General features: G+C 68.8%; 18 protein-coding genes and 2 pseudogenes. 15 read left to right on the top strand and 5 right to left on the bottom strand.

Annotated features, from left to right (window positions below):
• Positions 1 to 35: 35 nt before the first annotated feature.
• The gene (locus tag ABZV38_RS32605; protein WP_356332045.1) at positions 36 to 773 is read right to left on the bottom strand and encodes a DUF1684 domain-containing protein; all 738 of its coding nucleotides are present in this window, start codon (positions 771 to 773) and stop codon (positions 36 to 38) included.
• A gap of 441 nt (positions 774 to 1,214) precedes the next feature.
• Here ABZV38_RS32605 and ABZV38_RS32600 point away from each other — a divergent pair, with 441 nt between their 5' ends.
• From ABZV38_RS32600 to ABZV38_RS32590, 3 genes are all read left to right on the top strand, one after another.
• Positions 1,215 to 1,517 carry a hypothetical protein gene (locus tag ABZV38_RS32600; RefSeq protein ID WP_356332044.1) on the top strand — a complete coding sequence of 101 codons (303 nt, stop codon included), beginning with the start codon at positions 1,215 to 1,217 and terminating at the stop codon, positions 1,515 to 1,517.
• 186 nt (positions 1,518 to 1,703) lie between these two features.
• Positions 1,704 to 2,138, top strand: coding sequence for a CBS domain-containing protein (locus tag ABZV38_RS32595; protein ID WP_356332043.1), 435 nt, complete (start codon positions 1,704 to 1,706; stop codon positions 2,136 to 2,138).
• Positions 2,139 to 2,280: 142 nt separating this feature from the next.
• Positions 2,281 to 3,018 carry an HAD-IA family hydrolase gene (locus ABZV38_RS32590; RefSeq protein ID WP_356332042.1) on the top strand — a complete coding sequence of 246 codons (738 nt, stop codon included), beginning with the start codon at positions 2,281 to 2,283 and terminating at the stop codon, positions 3,016 to 3,018.
• Positions 3,019 to 3,163: 145 nt separating this feature from the next.
• Here the strand turns inward: ABZV38_RS32590 and ABZV38_RS32585 are convergent, their stop codons facing one another.
• Positions 3,164 to 4,225, bottom strand: a complete 1,062-nt coding sequence (locus ABZV38_RS32585; RefSeq protein ID WP_356332041.1) for a hypothetical protein — start codon at positions 4,223 to 4,225, stop codon at positions 3,164 to 3,166.
• Between the two features lie 214 nt (positions 4,226 to 4,439).
• Here ABZV38_RS32585 and ABZV38_RS32580 point away from each other — a divergent pair, with 214 nt between their 5' ends.
• From ABZV38_RS32580 to ABZV38_RS32550, 7 genes are all read left to right on the top strand, one after another.
• Entirely contained in the window at positions 4,440 to 5,003 is a 564-nt protein-coding gene (locus ABZV38_RS32580; protein WP_356332040.1) for a TetR family transcriptional regulator, read from the top strand.
• A 157-nt stretch (positions 5,004 to 5,160) separates the two neighbouring features.
• Positions 5,161 to 5,760: a TetR/AcrR family transcriptional regulator gene (locus tag ABZV38_RS32575; protein ID WP_356332039.1), complete on the top strand. Its 600-nt coding sequence runs from the start codon at positions 5,161 to 5,163 to the stop codon at positions 5,758 to 5,760.
• 80 nt (positions 5,761 to 5,840) lie between these two features.
• A complete protein-coding gene (locus tag ABZV38_RS32570) occupies positions 5,841 to 6,827 on the top strand; it encodes a zinc-dependent alcohol dehydrogenase family protein (RefSeq protein WP_356332038.1) in 987 nt (328 codons plus the stop codon).
• Between the two features lie 305 nt (positions 6,828 to 7,132).
• On the top strand, positions 7,133 to 8,128 hold the full coding sequence (locus ABZV38_RS32565; protein WP_356332037.1) for an SDR family NAD(P)-dependent oxidoreductase: 996 nt from the start codon (positions 7,133 to 7,135) through the stop codon (positions 8,126 to 8,128).
• Between the two features lie 54 nt (positions 8,129 to 8,182).
• Complete coding sequence (locus tag ABZV38_RS32560; protein ID WP_356332036.1) at positions 8,183 to 9,094, top strand: amidohydrolase family protein; 912 nt, start codon at positions 8,183 to 8,185, stop codon at positions 9,092 to 9,094.
• A gap of 132 nt (positions 9,095 to 9,226) precedes the next feature.
• Complete coding sequence (locus ABZV38_RS32555; RefSeq protein WP_356332035.1) at positions 9,227 to 9,760, top strand: DoxX family membrane protein; 534 nt, start codon at positions 9,227 to 9,229, stop codon at positions 9,758 to 9,760.
• A 703-nt stretch (positions 9,761 to 10,463) separates the two neighbouring features.
• Complete coding sequence (locus ABZV38_RS32550) at positions 10,464 to 11,441, top strand: AraC family transcriptional regulator (protein WP_356332034.1); 978 nt, start codon at positions 10,464 to 10,466, stop codon at positions 11,439 to 11,441.
• A gap of 284 nt (positions 11,442 to 11,725) precedes the next feature.
• Here the strand turns inward: ABZV38_RS32550 and ABZV38_RS32545 are convergent, their stop codons facing one another.
• Positions 11,726 to 13,450 carry an acyl-CoA dehydrogenase family protein gene (locus tag ABZV38_RS32545; protein WP_356332033.1) on the bottom strand — a complete coding sequence of 575 codons (1,725 nt, stop codon included), beginning with the start codon at positions 13,448 to 13,450 and terminating at the stop codon, positions 11,726 to 11,728.
• 116 nt (positions 13,451 to 13,566) lie between these two features.
• A complete protein-coding gene (locus tag ABZV38_RS32540) occupies positions 13,567 to 14,136 on the bottom strand; it encodes a PadR family transcriptional regulator (RefSeq protein ID WP_356332032.1) in 570 nt (189 codons plus the stop codon).
• Between the two features lie 227 nt (positions 14,137 to 14,363).
• Between ABZV38_RS32540 and ABZV38_RS32535 the strand changes: the two genes are divergently transcribed.
• The 3 genes and pseudogenes from ABZV38_RS32535 to ABZV38_RS32525 form a co-directional block, all read left to right on the top strand.
• Positions 14,364 to 15,077, top strand: coding sequence for a GntR family transcriptional regulator (locus ABZV38_RS32535; protein WP_356332031.1), 714 nt, complete (start codon positions 14,364 to 14,366; stop codon positions 15,075 to 15,077).
• Between the two features lie 286 nt (positions 15,078 to 15,363).
• Positions 15,364 to 16,022: pseudogene (locus ABZV38_RS32530) on the top strand (amidohydrolase family protein); the annotation flags it as partial.
• A gap of 14 nt (positions 16,023 to 16,036) precedes the next feature.
• Positions 16,037 to 16,726: pseudogene (locus ABZV38_RS32525) on the top strand (amidohydrolase family protein); the annotation flags it as partial.
• A gap of 151 nt (positions 16,727 to 16,877) precedes the next feature.
• Here ABZV38_RS32525 and ABZV38_RS32520 read toward each other — a convergent pair.
• Positions 16,878 to 17,018 carry a hypothetical protein gene (locus tag ABZV38_RS32520; RefSeq protein WP_356332030.1) on the bottom strand — a complete coding sequence of 47 codons (141 nt, stop codon included), beginning with the start codon at positions 17,016 to 17,018 and terminating at the stop codon, positions 16,878 to 16,880.
• A 55-nt stretch (positions 17,019 to 17,073) separates the two neighbouring features.
• Between ABZV38_RS32520 and ABZV38_RS32515 the strand changes: the two genes are divergently transcribed.
• Both ABZV38_RS32515 and ABZV38_RS32510 read left to right on the top strand, forming a co-directional pair.
• Positions 17,074 to 17,820 carry a hypothetical protein gene (locus ABZV38_RS32515; RefSeq protein WP_356332029.1) on the top strand — a complete coding sequence of 249 codons (747 nt, stop codon included), beginning with the start codon at positions 17,074 to 17,076 and terminating at the stop codon, positions 17,818 to 17,820.
• Between the two features lie 63 nt (positions 17,821 to 17,883).
• Positions 17,884 to 18,990 (top strand): Hsp70 family protein (locus tag ABZV38_RS32510; protein ID WP_356332028.1); only part of this gene is annotated, 1,107 nt, incomplete at its 3' end.

Genomic DNA, 18,990 nt, shown 5'->3' with positions numbered 1-18,990 from the left:
CGCTTTCGTGCTGCGAGGCGGGAGTGCGGGGTTGATCAGTGCTGCGCGGGGAAGCCGTCGCGGAAGACGGGGCGCTTCTCGCCGGCCTCGACGGGCAGGTGGAAACGGTTCTGCCGCGGCGGCATCGGACAGTTGTACTGGTCGGAGAATCCGCACGGCGGCACGAAGGCGCGGTTGAAGTCGAGGAGGACACGGCCGTCGCCGGTGTGGGTGACGAAGAGGAAGCGCCCGGCACCGTAGGTGATGTCGCCGTTGGTGGGGTCACCGAAGACGAGAAGCAGGGTGCCGTCGTCGTCGAAGGCGCTCAGCACGTAGTCCAGTCCGTCCAGGGTGAGCGCGATGTCACCCGGCACGGCGAGGTCACGGGTGCCGCCGTTGTCGCGGATGTGCTCGAAACCGACCCGCCGGGCTCCCGGCACCGGGGTGTACGAGGCCTCCAGCACCCAGGCCGGGTCGTACGGGAAGGCATCGGTGCGCTCGAAGTTCTGGATGGCGGGCGACTGCGCGTCCCAGAAGCGCAGACCGTACTCCGGATCGCAGGTGACGAGGTCGGTGCGCTCGACCGTGGTGACGGTCACATGCTCCGGCTGTCCGGCACGGGCCTCATCGAGGTCGGGGCGCTCACCCGCCGGCGCCCAGCGGGTCTCCACGAGGGCGAGGTTCCCGGAGGGCGAAGTGACGGAGCGCCGCCGCTCGGCGCGCCATGCCTCCCAGTCCGCGGCGGAGTCGGTCTGCTGATCCGGGACAGCGGCGTGGGACACGGCTTTACTCATTCGCGTAGACGATCATCGGCTGTCACACGTCGAATATCACGCTGCGTGAGATTCAGCCCAAAGGACCTCCTTTATCTTTCATAAGGCAAGCTAATGTCAAATTCGGGCCACTGGCCGAGATGGGTCTGCCTGTTCCAGCAGGTCAGCGACTCAGGGCGGCTTCGCCGCCCGCCGTGAGGCAGGTAAATGGGCACATCGGACACCCCGTAGCCCTTGATCAACACCGCGCCGCGGGGTAGCAGCGCAGGAGGCGAGGTCAGCTACCTGCGGTTTTGCCCGCACCGGTTGGTATTTACGCGTCAGAGCCCAGAGGGTCCGCGGTGCCACCCGGGAGGGAGCATCCCCGGGTGCTCGGCATGCGACGGGTGGTCCGCCGGAGCACCCTGGTCCTGAGGCTGCCTGTCCCCCGACCGGCAGTCGGTCAGGAAAGAGGTGGCAGCGATGTTCGCGAGGCTGAGCACCTACCAGGGTTCACCGGTTCCTGCAGAGGGAGACCTGACCGCGAACTGGGAAGCGACTCTCCAGCAGATCCAGGAGGCTTCGGGCTTCCGGGGCGTGTTCTACCTCGTCGACCGGGCCTCCGGGAGGGCGACATCGCTCACTCTGTGGGAGGACGAGGAGGCCATGCAGGCCAGCGAGGACAGTGCCGCCCGGCTCCGCGAGGAGGTCGCGCACAGGGAAGGCCAACGCGTTGTCTCGGTCGAGCGCTTCGAGGTGGGTTTCAGTCACGTGGAGCCGTCATAGTCAGCGCTCCACGCGTTGACGGCGCCGCAGATCGCCTGGCCGACATCACAGGCCATGTCCCGGCCGTGCCCGATCGCGGCCGACTCGGGATCCACTACCTCGCCGACGCAGCCGGCAAGCGGGGTTGAGCCATTCGTGTTGTGATCGAAGACAGGGAAACACGCCGGTCGAGGACAGGAGGAAATCATGTCCGAGAAGCTGCTGGCTCAAGACATCATGTCCGGTGGCGTGCAGTGCGTCGGTGCACACGAGTCGCTGTTCGAGGTAGCGAAGACGATGCGCGATCTGAACGTCGGTTGCCTTCCCATCTGCGGCGACAACAACAGGCTCACCGGCTTGATCACCGACCGTGACATCGTCATCAAGTGCTGCGCCGAGGGCATCGACCCTGCAACCGTGCAGGCCGGATCCCTCAATGCCAAGGTTCACTGGATCGATGCCGAAGCGGACGCCGCCGACGTCCTGGCGACCATGGAGGAGCATCAGATCAAGCGGCTGCCGGTGATCGATGTCAAGGGCGGCCACCGCCTGGTCGGCATGATCACGGAGGCCGATCTCGCGAAGAACCTGAGCGACGAACAGATCGCTGAATTCGCGAGCCGCGTGTACGCGACTGCTTAGGCGTCCGGTCAGTCCGCAGGTTGAGGAGTGAGCCATCCCAGGACCAGTACCCCCGAAGCGGCGTCCTCGGTGACGAGCCGCTCCTTCAACTGCCGTCGCAGTACAGGGTTCTCATCGCTCAGTCGATGCGTACGCTCTGCGCATGATCCAGGCGGTATTGCTAGACCTCGACGCAACCTTGCTCGACTACGGCATGCCCGCCTGGAGGGCGACCGTGCGGGACGTGTGCGACGTCCTGGTCCGGTCGGCCCCCGACCTCGATGCCGACTCACTCCACGGCGCCTATACACGCCGCTACGTCGACCACATGCGCGCGGGCGGGGACGGTGCACAGCACCCGCCCGGCCGGATCCCGGATGCCGATTCCATCTGGAGGGAGTGCTGGCGGCAGGCACTCGACGAGTGCGGGCACGCCGAACTCGCCGGGCCTGCGACCGATGAATACAAGCGGCAGCGCTGTCGGCGCTACGTCCTTTTCGACGACGTGGCGAACACGCTGAGTGCGCTTCGCAGCGCCTCGTACCGGCTGGGCCTTGTCACCAACGGTCCGGGCGACGCGCAGCGGGACAAGATCACGGCGACCGGTCTGGACAGGTTCCTGGACGTCACCGTGATCTCAGGTGAGGTAGCTGTGTCCAAGCCCGATCGGAGGATCTTCGACATCACCCTCGAACACATGGGGCTCGAGGCCGCCGATGTCTGCCACGTGGGCGACAGCCTGGTGACCGACATCGGTGGAGCGCTCAACGCAGGTCTGGGTGCCTCGATATGGCTGAACCGGTCGGACGTGGCGCGCGACCCCCGACTGCGTCCCCCGTCACACGCGATCACTTCTCTTCACGAACTTCCTGCCCTGCTGCGAAAGGGGTCTGCCCTCTGATCGGGGGTGAACACCCGGACGACGCAACGGCCCCTGGAACGCCCTGAATCCACGGGCCACGGCCAGGTCGGAAGGGCATCCGTCGCAGCGGTGGCAGCCCCCTCCGGGCGGCCGTCGCCCGGAGGAAAGCAGCGATTCGTCTGGGTCAGGCGTGTGCGGTGGGGCGGGTGGAGCGCAGGCGGGACTTGATGCCCACGAGCACGGCGGACAGCCCGGCCCAGAGGGCGAGGGTGAGCAGCGGCAGTCCTGCGTGGGCACCGTCGAAGTAGCTCAGATCGCTCACCGCCCGTACCGCCGCGCCGGGCGGCAGCAGAGCGGAGACTGCTCGGGCCGCAGCCGGCAGCAGGTCGGAGCTGATGGTGGCGCCGCTGGTGGAGTTGCCCACCGTGAGCAGAAGCAACGTCGCCACCGGAACGCCGATGGGGCCGAGGTAGGTGCCCAGCAGCTTGGTGGTGAACGCTGCCGCGGCCGCCAGCAGCGCCAGTGTGGCCGCCAGCGGTAGGACCGGGGCAGGCACCGCGTCCAGGACCGGTCCTGCGATGATCGCGGCGACGACGCCGATCGCCACCGAGACGCCCGTGATCAGCCGGAACCGGTGCCGCAGGTGGAGCACATTCGCCATGCCCAGCGCGTTCTGGGCCAGGACGAATCCGGCAAGGGTGACGCCGAACGACACGTAGAACCCGGCGAGACCCCGCCCGTCGAAGGGAGCGAGCGGCACCACGTCGGTCGTCGTGACGTGCTGGCCGGATCCCGCGGCGTACGCGGACACAACGCTCTTGACCGCGCCCGTGGTGGACAGGCCGTTCGCCCCGGCCACCTCGAGGTTCAGCTGTCCGGCGCCGTCGGAGCTCAGAGCAGCCACCACGTCGTGCTGTTCCACGGCCTGGCGGGCTGCGGTCGCGCTCACCGTCGGGCGTACGTCGACGCTGTCGCCGAGCGACAGCTCCATCTTGTGCGCGAGGGTGTTGCCCACGACCGCCACCGGCAGCTGATGCGGCTTCGGGTCACGTTGCAGCCCGACATAACAGCTGATGAAGGCCGAGACAACGACCAGGGCGATCACCGCGGGCTGCAGCAGCATCCGCAGCGGCGGCCGACTCATCCGGTCCGGGTGGCGCGGCGCGGACGCATCGCCGGGGACGGAGCCGGGCAGTGCGGTCACTTCCTCGCCGGGGGCGGAGGCGGGGCCGACGGTGGGTGTCATGAAGTAACTCCGGTGTCCTGAAAGAGGATGGGCCGCGCGAGGCACCGGGGGGCCGTGCTGCGTCAGGCGGCGGCCGTCGGCATGGCCAGGCTCTGCTTCACCTGGCGGCTGCCACCCCTCGTGAACGCAGCAGACCAAAAATAGATCGCATTCACAATCTAAACAGAGTCATACGATAGATTGCAAGCGGCATCCATCACAGGGAGGTGGCCCGATGGGCCGCGTGTCACAGGCACAGGCGCAGGAGAACCGGAAGCGCGTGGTCGCCAACGCCTCCAGGCTGTTCCGGGAGCAGGGCACCGGCGTCAGCGTCGCGGACCTGATGAAGTCGGCCGGGATGACCCAGGGCGGCTTCTACAAGCAGTTTGCCTCCAAGGACGCCCTCGTCGGCGAGGCCACCACTCATGCCTTCGCCCAGCTGGAGGCGCGCCGCACGGCAGAGCTCGACGAGCACGACGGGCAACGCGACGCCGCCCGCCAGGGCCTGATCGACTACTACCTGTCGGCCCGGCACCGCGACAACGCCGGCAATGGCTGCCCCGTCGCCGCGCTCGCCGCCGACATCGCCAAGGGTGCGGGGGACGCCGCCCACGACGTCTACATCGAAGGGGTGCGCGACTTCGCCCAGTGGCTCGCCACCGACGACGAAGACGGCCTGGCCGGCCTGGCCACCCTGGTCGGCGCCCTCCTGCTGGCCCGCGCCACCCACGGCTCCCCACTGTCCGACGAGATCCTCCACGCGGCTCACGCGGCCCTGTCGGACCACAGCCAGATCTGATGCGGGCGACCGACGCCGCCGTCGGCCGGGAGCACACAGTGGACTCGGCCGATGACGAGGCCGCCGGCCGTAGCGCCGTCATGGCCGGGATGAGACGGGCTTCACCTTCCCGCGCTTAATCGAACGGACTAGTCTGTTTGATTAAGGAGTGTGGGTGATGGTGACGAAGTTCAGAAAGACCAAATCCGAGGAGCGGATCCTCACCGCCGCGGCCGAGCTGTTCTATGCCAACGGCTTGCGCGGAGTCGGGATCGATCAGGTCATCGCGTCCTCCGGCGTGGCGAAGTCGACGCTGTACGCGCACTTTCGTACCAAGGAGGAACTCGTCGCGGCCTATCTGCGCCGTACGGACGACTCCTGGACGGCACAGCTGCAGGCAGCGGCCGCACACGCCGGTGAAGATCCCCGCGATCAGCTCGTAGGTCTCTTCGACGCACTGACGGGTGCCTTCGAGCGGCACGGCTTCTTCGGATGCCCGTTCGTCAGTGCTGCGGTGGAGAGCGAGCTTGACTCGGAGGCGCGGGCCATCACCGTGCGGCACATCCAGCGCCGACAGACATGGATCACCGGCCTCGGTCGGAAGGCGGGGGCCACGTCGCCCGAGTCGCTCGCCCGGGAGATCGGTCTCCTGATCGACGGCGCGCTCGCCGTCGGCCGCCTTCTCCAGGACCGTGCCGTGGTGGACTCGGCGAAATCTGCGGCGCAGCTGCTTGTCGCCGCCCGCACAGACGGCAGCAGCGACCGGACAGAAGCCTGACCAAGGGCGGGCCTCCGGAGGCGGGCTGCGAAGCGACACCTCACAAGCATCTGACGGTCATACGGAGAGTAGGCGTCACCATGCGCGCACTGGTTCTCGAAGAGTTCGGCACCCCGCTGGTCCTGCGCACCCTGAACGTGCCCACCCCCGGTCCAGGGCAGGTTCTGGTCAAGGTCAAGGCAAGCGGCGTCAACCCCCTGGACACCAAGATCCGGGCCGGGCAGGCCCCCCACGCACAGCGCACGCTTCCCGGTGTGCTCGGTCTGGACCTTGCCGGTGCAGTCCAGGAGGTCGGGCAGGACGTCACCGGATTCGCCCCCGGCGACGAGGTGTTCGGCATGACGGGCGGCGTCGGCGATCTGCAGGGATCACTCGCCGAGTACGCGGCGGTCGACGCCCGGCTGCTCGCTCGCAAACCGGCCTCGCTCACCATGCGCGAAGCCGCGGCGCTGCCACTGGTGTTCATCACGGCATGGGAGGGCCTGGTCGACCGGGCGCAGGTCCGGGCGGGGCAGAAGGTACTCGTTCACGGCGGTGCCGGCGGCATCGGTCATGTGGCCATTCAGATCGCCCGCGCTCGCGGCGCGGAGGTCTTCGCGACCGGATCCGCGTCCAGCCTGGAGACCATCGGGCGCCTGGGGGCGACTCCGATCGACTACTCCGTCACCCCTGTGGCCGACTACGTCGCCGAGTTCACCGATGGCGAGGGCTTCGACATCGTCTTCGACACCGTGGGCGGTTCCTTGCTCGACGCTTCGTTCACGGCCGTGCGCACCTACACCGGTCATGTCGTGAGCGCCCTGGGCTGGGGCACCCACAGCATCGCCCCGCTCTCCTTCAGGGGTGCCACGTACTCCGGTGTCTTCACCCTGCTTCCGATGCTGACCGGCCGCGGCAGGGAACACCACGGAGAGATCATGCGCGAAGCGGCGGCCCTCGCCGATGCGGGTCACCTGACACCTGCGCTCGACCCCCGGCGGTTCACTCTCGCCACCATCGCCGACGCCCACGCGCTGGTGGAGAACGGCACCGCCGAAGGCAAGGTCGTGATCGACATCGATTCCTGAGGGCATCGATTCCTGAGGGGCTGATGACGCACCGCGCCCATCGATGGTCCTATCAGGGGCGAACACCACGTTGAACGTCATCCGTACGGCTCGCCCGAGCCGATCGCCCCATGGCCTTCCCGCCACCATGCCCTCGAACACATGACTCCGCGTCCCCGGCAGGGCCGCCCTGTCCTCGCGGGGAGACTGAGCGCTCCTCTCGGACGGCGGTCGGCAGGACAGCCCGACACGGATCGGACAATGACTCAAGTTTTCGGGATGATCGATCATAGATCGTCCCGGTATGCGGCCGTAGGGTCTGATGCATGACGACGATTCCCCACGTGGAGGGGCGCTCTGCGAACGCCGGCTCCCGACTGACCACCCCATTCCCCTCCCATGCCACCGCTGCCGAAGTGATCGACGGCGTGGATCTCACCGGCCGGCGCGCCGTGGTGACCGGCGGTGCCTCCGGCATCGGTGCCGAGACCGTCCGGGCCCTGGCCACCGCCGGGGCGGAGGTCACCGTCGCCGCCCGCCGTCCCGCGCTCGCCGAGCCGCTCGTCCACGAGCTCGCCGCCGTCCCCGGCGCGGGTCCCGTGCGGGTCACGGCGATGGATCTGGCAGATCTCTCATCGGTGGACTCGTTCGCGCGGGCCTGGCGCGGACCGCTCGACATCCTCGTCGCCAATGCGGGGATCATGGCGCTTCCGGCACGGACGGTCACCGACGCCGGCTGGGAGATGCAGCTCGCCACCAACTTCCTCGGGCACTTCGCCCTGGCCACCGGACTGCACGACCCGCTGCGTGAAGCAGAGTCGGCCCGCATCGTCGTCGTCAGCTCCGGCGCCCACCTCAAGGTGCCCTTCGACTTCGACGACCCGCACTTCGAACAGCGTCCGTACGACCCCTGGGTGGCCTACGGGCAGTCCAAGTCCGCCGATGTGCTGTTCGCCGTCGGGGCCCGCCGCTGGGCGGCCGACAGGATCACTGCCAATGCGCTCAACCCCGGGTTCATCCTCACCAACCTCCAGCGCCATCTCGACGACGACACCATGCGCGCATTCGGAGTGATGGACGGTAACGGGAACCTCACCCCGCTGCCGTACTACAAGACTCCGGCGCAGGGGGCCGCGACGTCCGTGCTGCTGGCCGCGTCGCCGTTGGTGGACGGTGTGACCGGCCGCTACTTCGAGGACAACCAGGAGGCAGGGACCGTCCAGGACGACGAGGGGGCGCCCGGGGGCGTCGCGGCCCACGCCCTCGATCCGGAGGCAGCGGACCGGCTCTGGGAGTACGCCGCCGAGGCCATCCGGCTCTGAAACATCCAGCAGGCTCCGGCGCAATGGACCGGGGCACCGGAGTTCCGGGACTTCGTGCGCCGTCGCATCACCGGCGACGACATGCTCGGCTTCCAGATCGCCTTCGACGTCACGGGCGACCCGGCGTTCCCCGAGAAGCCGGCCTTCGAGGTGGCGCGCGAACTGGGCGTCGCCGTCACCACCCACGCCGGAGTCTGGGGAGCCACCAACGACGACGGCATCCGGCTGATGTACGAGCACGGCTTCATGACACCGGAGACGGTCTACGTGCACGCCTCCACGCTGTCGGCCGACTCCTACCACCGCATCGCCGCGACGGGCGGTTCGATCTCGGTGTCCACAGAGAGCGAGCAGAGCGCCGGACAGGGCTACCCGACGACCTGGGCGCTCCGGTCCCACAACATCCCCGTCTCACTGTCGATGGACACCAGCGTCTGGTGGAGCGGAGACCTGTTCTCCGCCATGCGCACCACGCTGGGCGCCGACCGGGCGCGCGAACATCTGGAGGCACACACCAAGGGCGAGACCGTCACGCACTGCGCCCTGCGCGCCGACCAGGTGGTGGAATGGGCCACTCTCGGCGGCGCCAAGGCACTGGGCCGCGAGCACGATCTGGGCAGCATCGAGGCGGGCAAGAAGGCCGACATCGTCCTGCTGAAGTATGACCACTCGCCGGTCTCGTTCCCGGCGCTCAACCCCTACGGCCACGTGGCGTTCCAGGCACAGCGCGGCGACGTGCGCACCGTTGTCGTCAACGGGCAGGTGGTCAAGCACGAGCACCGCCTGCTCGGCGTCGACCTGGCCGCGGTGCGGCGCGAGGTCGAGCAGACCGTCGAACACCTGCGGTCGACCATGGGCGAGGAGGAGTGGCGCAAGGGCATGAATCCGGACATCCCTGCGACGAAGATCCTCGACAACCCCTACACCTACACCGACTACCGCAGCACTACGACGCACAGCCGGTGAAACCGACGTGTTCCCGAACATCGGTGACATCCAGGCGTACTTCGGTGGCAGGGACACCGAGGGCGCCGTTGCGTGGGAAGACCGCACATCTCCGTACCACTCAGGCCGTTGTCGGCACGGAAGGTCACTCCGATGAGCGTGGGACTTCTGCTGCTGCGGGTGTTGCTGGCCGCTCTGCTGTTCGGCCACGCGACACAGAAGCTGCGCGGCTGGTTCGGAGGTGCAGGTCTCTCCGGCACCGGCGCCATCTTCGAACGGTGGGGGTTCCTCCCCGGTGCGCGGATGGCGGCAGCCGGCCTGGCGGAGCTGGCGGGCGCGGTCCTGATCGCCACCGGGCTGCTGACGCCCGGCGGCTGCGCGATCGTCGTCGGCACGATGACGGTGGCCACCGTCGCGACCGCGGCAAACGGCTTCTGGGCTCAGCGGGGTGGCTGCGAGCTTCCGTTCTGGTACGGCGCCGTCGCCGCGGTTCTCGGATTCACCGGGCCGGGCTCCTGGTCGCTCGACACCGCCCTCGGTATGCACTGGCTGTCCGGCTACGCCCGGGGATCGGCTGCGCTTGCACTCGGGCTGCTCGCCTCAGCCGTTCCCCTCGCCTCCCGTACCCGGGTACTGCGCGAGAGGCGGACAACCACAGCGGAAGGGGACGGTCGCACAGTGGCCTGATCGCCATCAACTCCTGAGCCACGTCGCCGGCGGAGACTCGGGGGTCGTCTTCTCCCGGTGCTTCATCGCGTGGCGGCGTACGGAGCAAAGTGTCCCCCCTCCGCGCTCCTTACGCGGACGTCCCCGGGTGGTCCAAGAGGTCAGGGCCGGACGATCGGACAGAAGGAGCGGACCGTGGCACATTCCCCGTCGCCAGGGCGTTGACTAGGTTCGCTGACGCGACGGGTGCGTGTCACTCACCGCCGTGTCACCGAGGAGCAGCACGTGAGAACCATGATCGACGGCATCGCACTCCCGGTCTCCCGGTCGAGGGACCGGGGACCGCGCCTGCCGTACCGCTTCCGGATGCCCTCCCCGACACGTCGGCACGTCGGCCCGCCCAGGCGACCGAATCGGTGGCCTCAGCCGAGGAGCGGCGTCGGACACGAGCAGGGTGGAAGATGAGGGGGGAGCAGGCACGGTGTTCGCGCGACACCGGAGGGAAACCACCCGCCGGCCGGTTGCGCGGACGGGCCCGCTCGGCGACGGTCGATTCCCCCTCGAAAGCCGTCTCGATGACGCCGGAACACGCATGCGGGCCCCTCTCGCAGTGCACCTCCCCCGCGCCGAGGCAGGTGTCCAGGGGGCGTACGGCGTGTCGCTGCAAGCTCGGGAAAAACCCGCGGACTGTTCTGCGCGAGCCGCGCCGTCTGGAGGGCGGTCCATGGATCCGCTGACCGACGTACTCGGCCTGCTCGATCTGCGCATCGCCCAATTCGCGCGGCTCGAGGCGGAGGAGCCCTGGGCCGTCGGCTTCTCGGGCTACCGGCACATCAAGTTCGGTGCCGTGCTGCAGGGCACGTGCCGGATCGCGGTGGCCGGGCTCCCGGAGCCGATAACGCTCGCCGAGGGCGACTGCTACCTGATCGGGAGCGGCCGGGCCTACGAGCTGTCCGGCGGTCAGGCAGTGCCGGCTGTGCCGAGCAGCAAGGTCTTCGCGGACTACACCGAAGGGGCCACTGTCCGGATCGGGTCGGACCGGGACGCGGTCGTGGTGGGCTGCGGATTCGACCTCGATGAGGCCGACGCCGCGGTGCTCGTCGACGTCCTTCCGCCGCTCATCCACATCAGCGCCGGGTCCGACGCCGCGGACGCGGTCCGGGCCGCGCTCGAACTGCTCCGTGCGGAGACCGGTGCGCCCGGACTGGGCACCCCGTTCGTCACGGAGCGACTGGCGCACATCCTGTTGGTCCACCTGCTCCGGGCCCATATCGCGGAACAGGGTGTCGCCGGCGGTGTCTGGCTCACCGCCCTCGCCGATCGCCAGGTCGGGGCAGCGCTGGCTCTCATGCACGACATGCCGACGCACCGCTGGACCGTCGCGGAACTCGCCGCAAAGGCTGGAATGTCGAGGTCCCAGTTCGCCGCCAGGTTCGCGGAGAGCGTCGGCGTACCGCCCCTGGAGTACCTCCTGGGCTGGCGCATGCGCTCTGCGGCACGGGAGCTGAGGACCGGTGACCGCACTGTCGCGGCGATCGCGGCACGTTGGGGCTATGGCTCCGAGAGCTCCTTCAGTCACGCGTTCAAACGCGTGACGGGCTCTTCACCGGGGCGCTACCGACGGGAGGGAAACGCCACCGCGAGTACCGCGCCAGGAGTGATTGCTCAGCCGCCCGACCTCGATGGAGGACGAGCGACCTGACGCAAGGCGGGCTATGAGCACGCGTCCTGCCTGCGGGTTCGTCTCCGATCGCTTACACGGTCATCACGTGCGGCAGTCGGCGGACCTGGTCCAGTGCCGCAGGGTGGTCATCGACCTGCGGCACAGGATCAGAACCCAATTGCAGCCCCCCCATCGACACCGGCAGCTACTTCTCGGCGAGCATCCAGCTGCAGTCCCGTGACGCGTCGAGCCGTGCCCACCGGCTGACTCCAAGCCAGTGGGCACACCCCCCTGGGGCATCGGCCCTCCCGCGTCCGTTGGCGTTACAGCGCCATCTCGTACGCCCCCGACAGCGCCTCGACACACTGCCACACCCGAGCCGAACGTGCCTCGTCGACGACCGGACGCCGGACGGCGCCGAGCGACCAGAGCTGCTGTTGCTCGGTGGCGGACTCCTTGCCGTGCAGCTCGACGGCGTGCGCCGAGAAGTCCCGTACGAGAACGGCGAACAGCTCGTCCAGTACGTCCTCGTCAAGATCCGTCAAGCGGGCCTGCTCCAGGATCAACTGGCCGTGGACGACGAGCGCGAAGAGCTGGCCGACGGCGAGGAGGAGGTCGAGGTCACGGCTCTGCTCCTCGTCGGGGGCAGCGGAAGTGACGAAGTCGCAGAGGGCATCGGCCTGTTCACGGAAGCGGTCGACGTTGGGCACGTGGGCGTACGCGGCATAGGCGGGGCGCCAGTCGTGGAAGCGTACGGCGCCCAGGCCGCGGGCCGGCCCCTGCCGGAAGAGGAACGTGTCGTCGGCAGCGTCCATGCGGGTCGGGACGGGCTCGTACGCGGCCGGGTCCAGAAGGTGGTTCCGCATGAACTTCAGGATCAGCGCCAGGTTGACGTGGACGGTGCCCTCCAGCTTCGGCAGCCCCCGGATCTCGACGGCCGCCTGTGCGAAGTAGGTGTCCTTCTCGAAGCCCTTGGCGGCGATGACGTCCCACATCAGGTCGATGACCTTCTCGCCCTCCGTCGTCACCTTCATCTTCGTCATCGGGTTGAAGAGAAGGTAACGGCGGTCGTCGGGGCCGGCCGAGCGGAAGTAGTCGACGGCACGGTCGCTGAAGAGCTTCATGCCGACGAGGCGTACGTAGGCGTCGGTCAGCTCGCGCCGCACGTGCGGGAAGGCGGTGACGGGGCGGCCGTAGAGGATGCGGTTGTGCGCGTGGGTGACGGCCTCGTACATCGCGTGCTCGCAGATGCCGATCGAGGCGGTGCACAGGTTGAACTTGCCGACATTGACGGTGTTGAGGGCGGCGTCGAAGGCGGCGCGGCCGGTGTGGAGGACGTCCTCCGATGCCACCGGGTAATCCTCCAGGCGGAACTCGCTGACGTACTTCGACGAGTCGACGACGTTCTTGACGAGCCGGTATGCCGGGTGACGACTGTCGGCGGCGAAGAAGACGTAGCCGTCCGGGCCCTCGACGTCTGTGCGGCGGCCGAAGACGGAGACGAGTCCGGCGGCGTTGCCGTTGCCGATGTAGTACTTGGATCCGGTGGCCCGGAAACCGCCCGCGCCGTCGGGCTCCAGCAGCATGTCGGTGGAGTAGATGTCGGCGCCGTGGGCCTTCTCGGACAGGCCGAAGGCGAACACTTCGCCCTGGGAAAGGAGTTCCGCGGCGCGGGCACGGGCGGTGGCGTTGTCGCTCTGCCAGACCGGGCCGAGGCCGAGGATCGTCACCTGCCAGGCGTACCAGTAGTCGAGACCGTAGAAGCCGAGGATCTCGTTGAGGGCGGCGATGCGGGCGGTGTCCCAGCGCTTGTCCCGCTCCCCCTCTCCGGCGGCGGAGGAGGGCGTGAGGAAGGCCGCGAAAAGCCCTTCCTTGGCGGAGAAGGCGAGGAATTCGGCCAGCCAGGCCCGGGACCGGTAGTCCTCGATGAGCTGTCGCTTGCCACGCTCCTCGAACCAGTCGACGGTCGCGCGCAGCAGTCGGCGGGTCTCGGGATCGAAGTCCGCCGGGTCATAGGTGCGCGGGTTGAACAGCAGCTGGTCGGCCATGGGTACGCCTTTCGGCTGAGTGTGTGTGAGAGGGATGGTGATGCCGGGGTGTTGGAGCCGGGTGGTCCTGCCGACGTGCCGGTGGGTCGTACCGGTGGCGCGTCGTGGCGGCGCGGTCAGTGCGCGGAGCCGAGCCGGTGGAGGGTGGCGAGTACGTCGTCGAGCCAGGCGAGCATCATCCGCTCGTACGCGATGCCTCCACGCAGAACGACGTGCTGGAGTTCCCGCCCTGCGTCGGGCGGACCGGCGGCGGAGCCGGGCACCTGCGGCCCCGTGAAGTCGCGTGCCTCGCCCGTCAAGTAGCGTGCGAGGCGCTCGGTGTGCGCCTGCCTGTGGCGCTCCACCTCGCTGATCAGCTCGGCCGGGTCGTCGAAGGCGGCGCCCCGGATCTTCACGGCGAGGTCGTGGCGGACGCTCTCGGGCTCGATCGGCTCGTGCAGCCAGTCGGAGAGGGCGGCCCGTCCGAGGGTGGCGACGGAGTACTCCTTCTTGTCCGGGCGGCCCTGCTGCGGCACGTCCCGGACGTCGACCCAGCCGTCGCTCTCCATCCGCCTGAGCACGCGGTAGATCTGCTGGTGGGTGGCGGTCCAGAAGTACCCGATGGACCGCTCGAAGCGCCGGGCCAGCTCGTAACCGGAGCCGGGCTTCTCCAGCAGAGACACAAGGATCGCGTGTTCGAGCGCCATACCCCGATCCTTCTATGCAACTCGTTGCATAGACAAGCGCCACCATCCAGATGAGACGCGGCTCACCCGATGAACTCAGAGATGGCGGGCCGCTGGTGAGTCCCGCCGGTCAGCCGGAATCCGGCGAAGCGCACCGGCGGCCGGGCGCCGCCGGACACCACTGACGCGTCGTCGGACATATCCTCGCCCGGGGCGCGCCGAACGAAGGACGAAAGAGGGCGGAAACGGTGGCGGACAGAAGCAGGACCGACGCAACGGCCAACGACAGCGGCTCGCGCACGTCCGCCACGGCGACGACCGCCTCGGCCTCGCTCAGCGCGCGGGCGCGCGAGGCCGTCCTTCAACGCATCGTCGACCGGCGGTACGCGCAGGGTGCCCGTCTCGTCGAGCGGGAGGTCGCCGAGGAACTCAGCATGTCCCGCGTGCCGGTGCGCGAGGCACTGCGCGCGCTGGTCACCGAAGGGCTCCTCGAGCTTCTCCCGCACAGCGGCGTACGCGTACGCCGCCTTGAGCACGCCGACGTGGAGCACCTGTACGAGGTGTGGGAGCCGCTGGCGGTCCAGGCGTCGCGGCTCGCGGCGCGGGCTGCGGCAGCGGGCGACGCCGAGGGGCTCGCCACCCTGGAAGCGACGCTGCATCAGGCCGAGTCGGCGGCCGCGGCCGAAGAGGGGACGCAAGAGGTGGCCGCGCACACAGCGTTCCACGAGGGCGTCGTGGCCATGTCGGGCAACCCGCTTCTCACCCGCACGATGCAGCAACTGAGCTGGCAACTGCGGCTGCTCTTCGGCCTGCGGGAGGAGCCGGCGCACATGCGGGCCCAGCACGCCGAGATGTACCGGCACATCGCCGCCGGAGACGCGGAGGCCGCAGGGGCGAGCACGCTGCTGCACGTACGCGACAGCAGGGCCGTCGCCCTGCGCTCTCTCTTCGGCCACAACTGAGCTCTTTGTATACCAGAAAGGGGACCGGTGGTTCTTCGCGGTGAGATCAGGCTTCCATAAGCAGGTAATTCGGAATCTCTGATCACTACCCTTGCTGGCCTCCTCGGCCTTGGTATACAAAATAGGGAGCCGATGACCTACTCCCCCATGGAGCTCCCATGTGCGTCGAAGCCACGCCGCCGCCCTCCAGCAGGCTGACCCGCCGCGGAATCCTCGCGGGTGCGGCCGCTTTTGCCGGGACCATGGCCGCCGCCGGCTCGGCGGCGGCCGATCCCGCGAACCGTGTTCGGCCGAGGCGCTGCGCCGGGTCGTCGAGGTGAACGCCGCCCGCGGCGCGGACGTGATCAAGACGCGGGTCAACGAGCGCGCCGGGCTCCCGGAGCACCACCCGCTCGCCCAGGTGTATTCGCACGAGCAGCTCTCGGAGATCGTCGCCGCGGCCCGGCGGCGCGGCAAGGGCGTCCTGTGCCACAGCTACAGCGAGCAGGGCTGCCACGACGCCGTGACGGCCGGCATCCGCTCCCTGGAGCACGGCGCGTTCGTCGGCGAGCGCACCCTGCGCGAAATGCGCCGCAGGGGCACGTACTTCGCGCCCACCCTCACCGCTATCGCCGGCCTGGCGGAGTCCACGAACCCGGTCCTCGCCGAGCGCGGGCGCACCTACCTCCCCGTGCTGAAGCGGGCCGTCCTCGCGGCGCACGAACTCGGCGTCCCGCTCGCCGCCGGAACCGACTCGTCCGGTGGCACAGTGCGCCCGATCGGCCGGGAGGTGGAGCTGATGCGCACCGCCGGGCTGCCGGCGCACGACTCCGCACCGCCACGACCGGCGCCGCCCGCCTCCTCGGACTCGAGCGCACGGCAGGCCGTCTCGCGCGCGGCTTCGCGGGCGACGCGATCCTCGTGGACGGCGACCCGCTGGCCGACGTCACCGTGCTCAAGCAGCCGGTGAGCGGCTGCACCACGCCCTCGACGTCCAGATCGTGGCTTTCCCGCAGCACGGCGTCATCCGCACCCCGGGCACGGCGGAGCTGCTGGAGGAGGCTGCGCGTACGGGCGCCATCGACCCGATCGGCGGCATCGACCCGATCGGCTTCGACCAGGCCCTCGACGAGCAGCTCGACCTCGTCTTCGACATCGCGGACCGCCACGGCATCGGCGTGGACATCCACCTGCACGACCGTGGCGAGAAGGGAATCAAGGCCATGCGCGGCATCATCGACCGCACGCGCGCCCTGTCCCTCACCGGCAAGGTCACCGTCAGCCACGTCTTCTGCCTGCCTGGCCTGACGGATCACGAACTCAGCTCCATCGCCGCCGACTTGGGCGACCAGGACATCGCCCTCACCACGGTGGCTCCGTCCGACTCCCTGGTGCTGCCGATCGCCCGACTGCGCGAGCACGGTGTCCGGGTCGGGCTCGGCTCCGACGGCGTGCGCGACTCCTGGAGTCCGTTCGGCAACGCCGACATGCTGCATCGCGCACATCTGCTCGGGTGGGTGACGGACGTACGCCTCGATGACGAGCTGACGAACTGCTATCGCGTCGCGGCCCACGGGGGCGCGGACGTCATGGGCCTCGCGCACACGGACTTCGAGCCCGGTGCCCCGGCCGACTTCGTCCTCGTACGGGGCGAGTGCCCGCCTCAGGTCCGTCCCGGGTCGGCGATGCCGGCCGGTAGGCCGAGCACTACCGGACCGGCCGAGTGCTGCTGGCCCGCCGTAGTGAGACGTCCCGGAGGGCTGATCGCTTGTGAAGGTACTGCCGTAGCAGGCGGTGGGTGTTCTCGGTGCTGCCGCGTTGTCACGGGCTGGACGGCTCGCAGAAGTAGAACTTGAGGTCGAGGTCGGCGGCGAGCTCTGGGTGTTCGGCCATCTCGCGGCCGCGCGAGTTCTGCATTTTGTGCCAAATGCGCTTCACCTGATTCCGGTTGTAAAATGTCATCCAAAGGATGACATCTACGATGTCACCCGAACGATGACACTCGGGAGGGTTGTCCGTGACCGAAGTCGACGTGCATGCCGCACCCGAGACCTCCGCCCCACCGGCACTGCCGGTCTGCTTCCGCACTACGGCGGCGGCGCTGAAGACGATCGAGGCCGCCGTGCGTCAGGCCGGCGCGCCCGGCGCCATGGAGTCCGCCGGCGCCGCAGCCGTACCGGGAGAGGCACTGGACGCACTGCTTCTGCTGCGTAACGTACGTCGCCGACTCGCGACATGGGAGCCGTACCCCATCGAGGTCGCGCGCGAAACTGGAGCCAGCTGGGCCGACATCGCCCACCCGCTCGGCGTCAGCAGCCGTCAGGCCGCCGAACGCCGCTACCTGCGCCTGCGCACCGGCCCCGTGGGCGCCACCGGCGAACAACGGACACAGGCCACCCGCGACCGTCGGGCCGCCAGTCGCACCGTCACCGTCTGGGCGCGGGACAATGCGGCGGACCTGCGCCGGCTCGCCGGTCAGATCACCTCCCTCACCGACCTCCCCTACCGGTCCCGCGCGGCGATCGGCGACCTCAGCAACGCCCTCGGCGACGGCGACGCCGCCCGCCTCATCGAGCCGCTCGCTCACGCGCGCCCATATCTGGAGGACCGCCTCGAACTCGCCGACCGGGTGGACCGCCTTGTCCAGCAGACCGAGAGGTTGCGCAGGCGCAACAACAGGCAACGCCGCGACGTGAGCGTGGCTCCCGAGCAGGCGAGGCCGAACGCCGCACTGCAGCAGGCCAGGGAGGTGGACCATACTTGACCCTGATGCACTCAGGTTTTATCAATGAATGGGCATCAAGCATTGCCGGGAAAGGAGGCAGTGATGGCGCGGGCTGTGGGTGTTGACCTGGGAACGACGAATTCCGTGGTGTCCGTGCTCGAGGCCGGCGAGCCGACGGTCATTGCGAATGCCGAGGGCGCGCGGACCACTCCGTCGGTGGTGGCGTTCGCCAAGACAGGTGAGGTGCTCGTCGGCGAGATCGCCAAGCGGCAGGCGGTGACGAATGTCGAGCGCACCGCTCGGTCGGTCAAGCGGCACGTGGGAGAGGCGCAGTGGCGTTTCCCCGAGTCCGGCGACATCGATGGCAAGCGGTACACCGCGCAGGAGATCTCCGCGCGCGTGCTGCAGAAGCTGAAGCGGGACGCCGAAGCACATCTGGGGGAAGACGTCACCGACGCGGTGATCACCGTCCCGGCGTACTTCAACGACTCTCAGCGCACCGCGACCAAGGAGGCGGGCCGGATCGCGGGCCTGAACGTGCTGCGGATCATCAACGAGCCGACGTCCGCGGCGCTGGCCTACGGCCTGGACAAGGAGAACGACCAGACGATCCTCGTGTTCGACCTCGGTGGCGGCACCTTCGACGTATCCCTGCTGGAGATCGGCGAGGGCCTGGTGGAGGTCAAGGCGACCAACGGCGACACGCACCTCGGTGGTGACGACTGGGACCAGCAGATCGTCGACCACTTGGTGAAGCAGTTCAAAAATGGCCACGGCGTGGACTTGTCCGAGGACAAGATGGCGCTGCAGCGTCTGCGCGAGGCCGCGGAGAAGGCGAAGATCGAACTGTCGTCCGCGACCGAGACGACGATCAACCTGCCCTACATCTCGGCGTCGGCCGAGGGCGCGCTGCATCTGGAAGAGAAGCTGACGCGTGCGCAGTTCGAGCAGCTCACGGCGGCCCTGCTGGAGCGCTGCAAGGGTCCGTTCCACAATGCGGTCAAGGACGCCGGGATCAAGTTGGCGGACATCGATCATGTGATCCTGGTGGGCGGTTCGACGCGGATGCCGGCAGTGACTGAGCTGGTGAAGGAGCTGACCGGCAAGGATCCGCACAAGGGTGTGAACCCGGACGAGGTCGTCGCCATCGGTGCCTCGCTCCAGGCCGGTGTCCTCAAGGGTGAGGTCAAGGACGTCCTGCTCCTCGAC

It is taken from the genome of Streptomyces sp. NPDC005181, assembly GCF_040608395.1.
GTDB lineage: Bacteria > Actinomycetota > Actinomycetes > Streptomycetales > Streptomycetaceae > Streptomyces.
The sequence above is the reverse complement of the archived record's forward strand: the minus strand, read 5'-3'. Positions and strand labels throughout refer to the sequence as shown.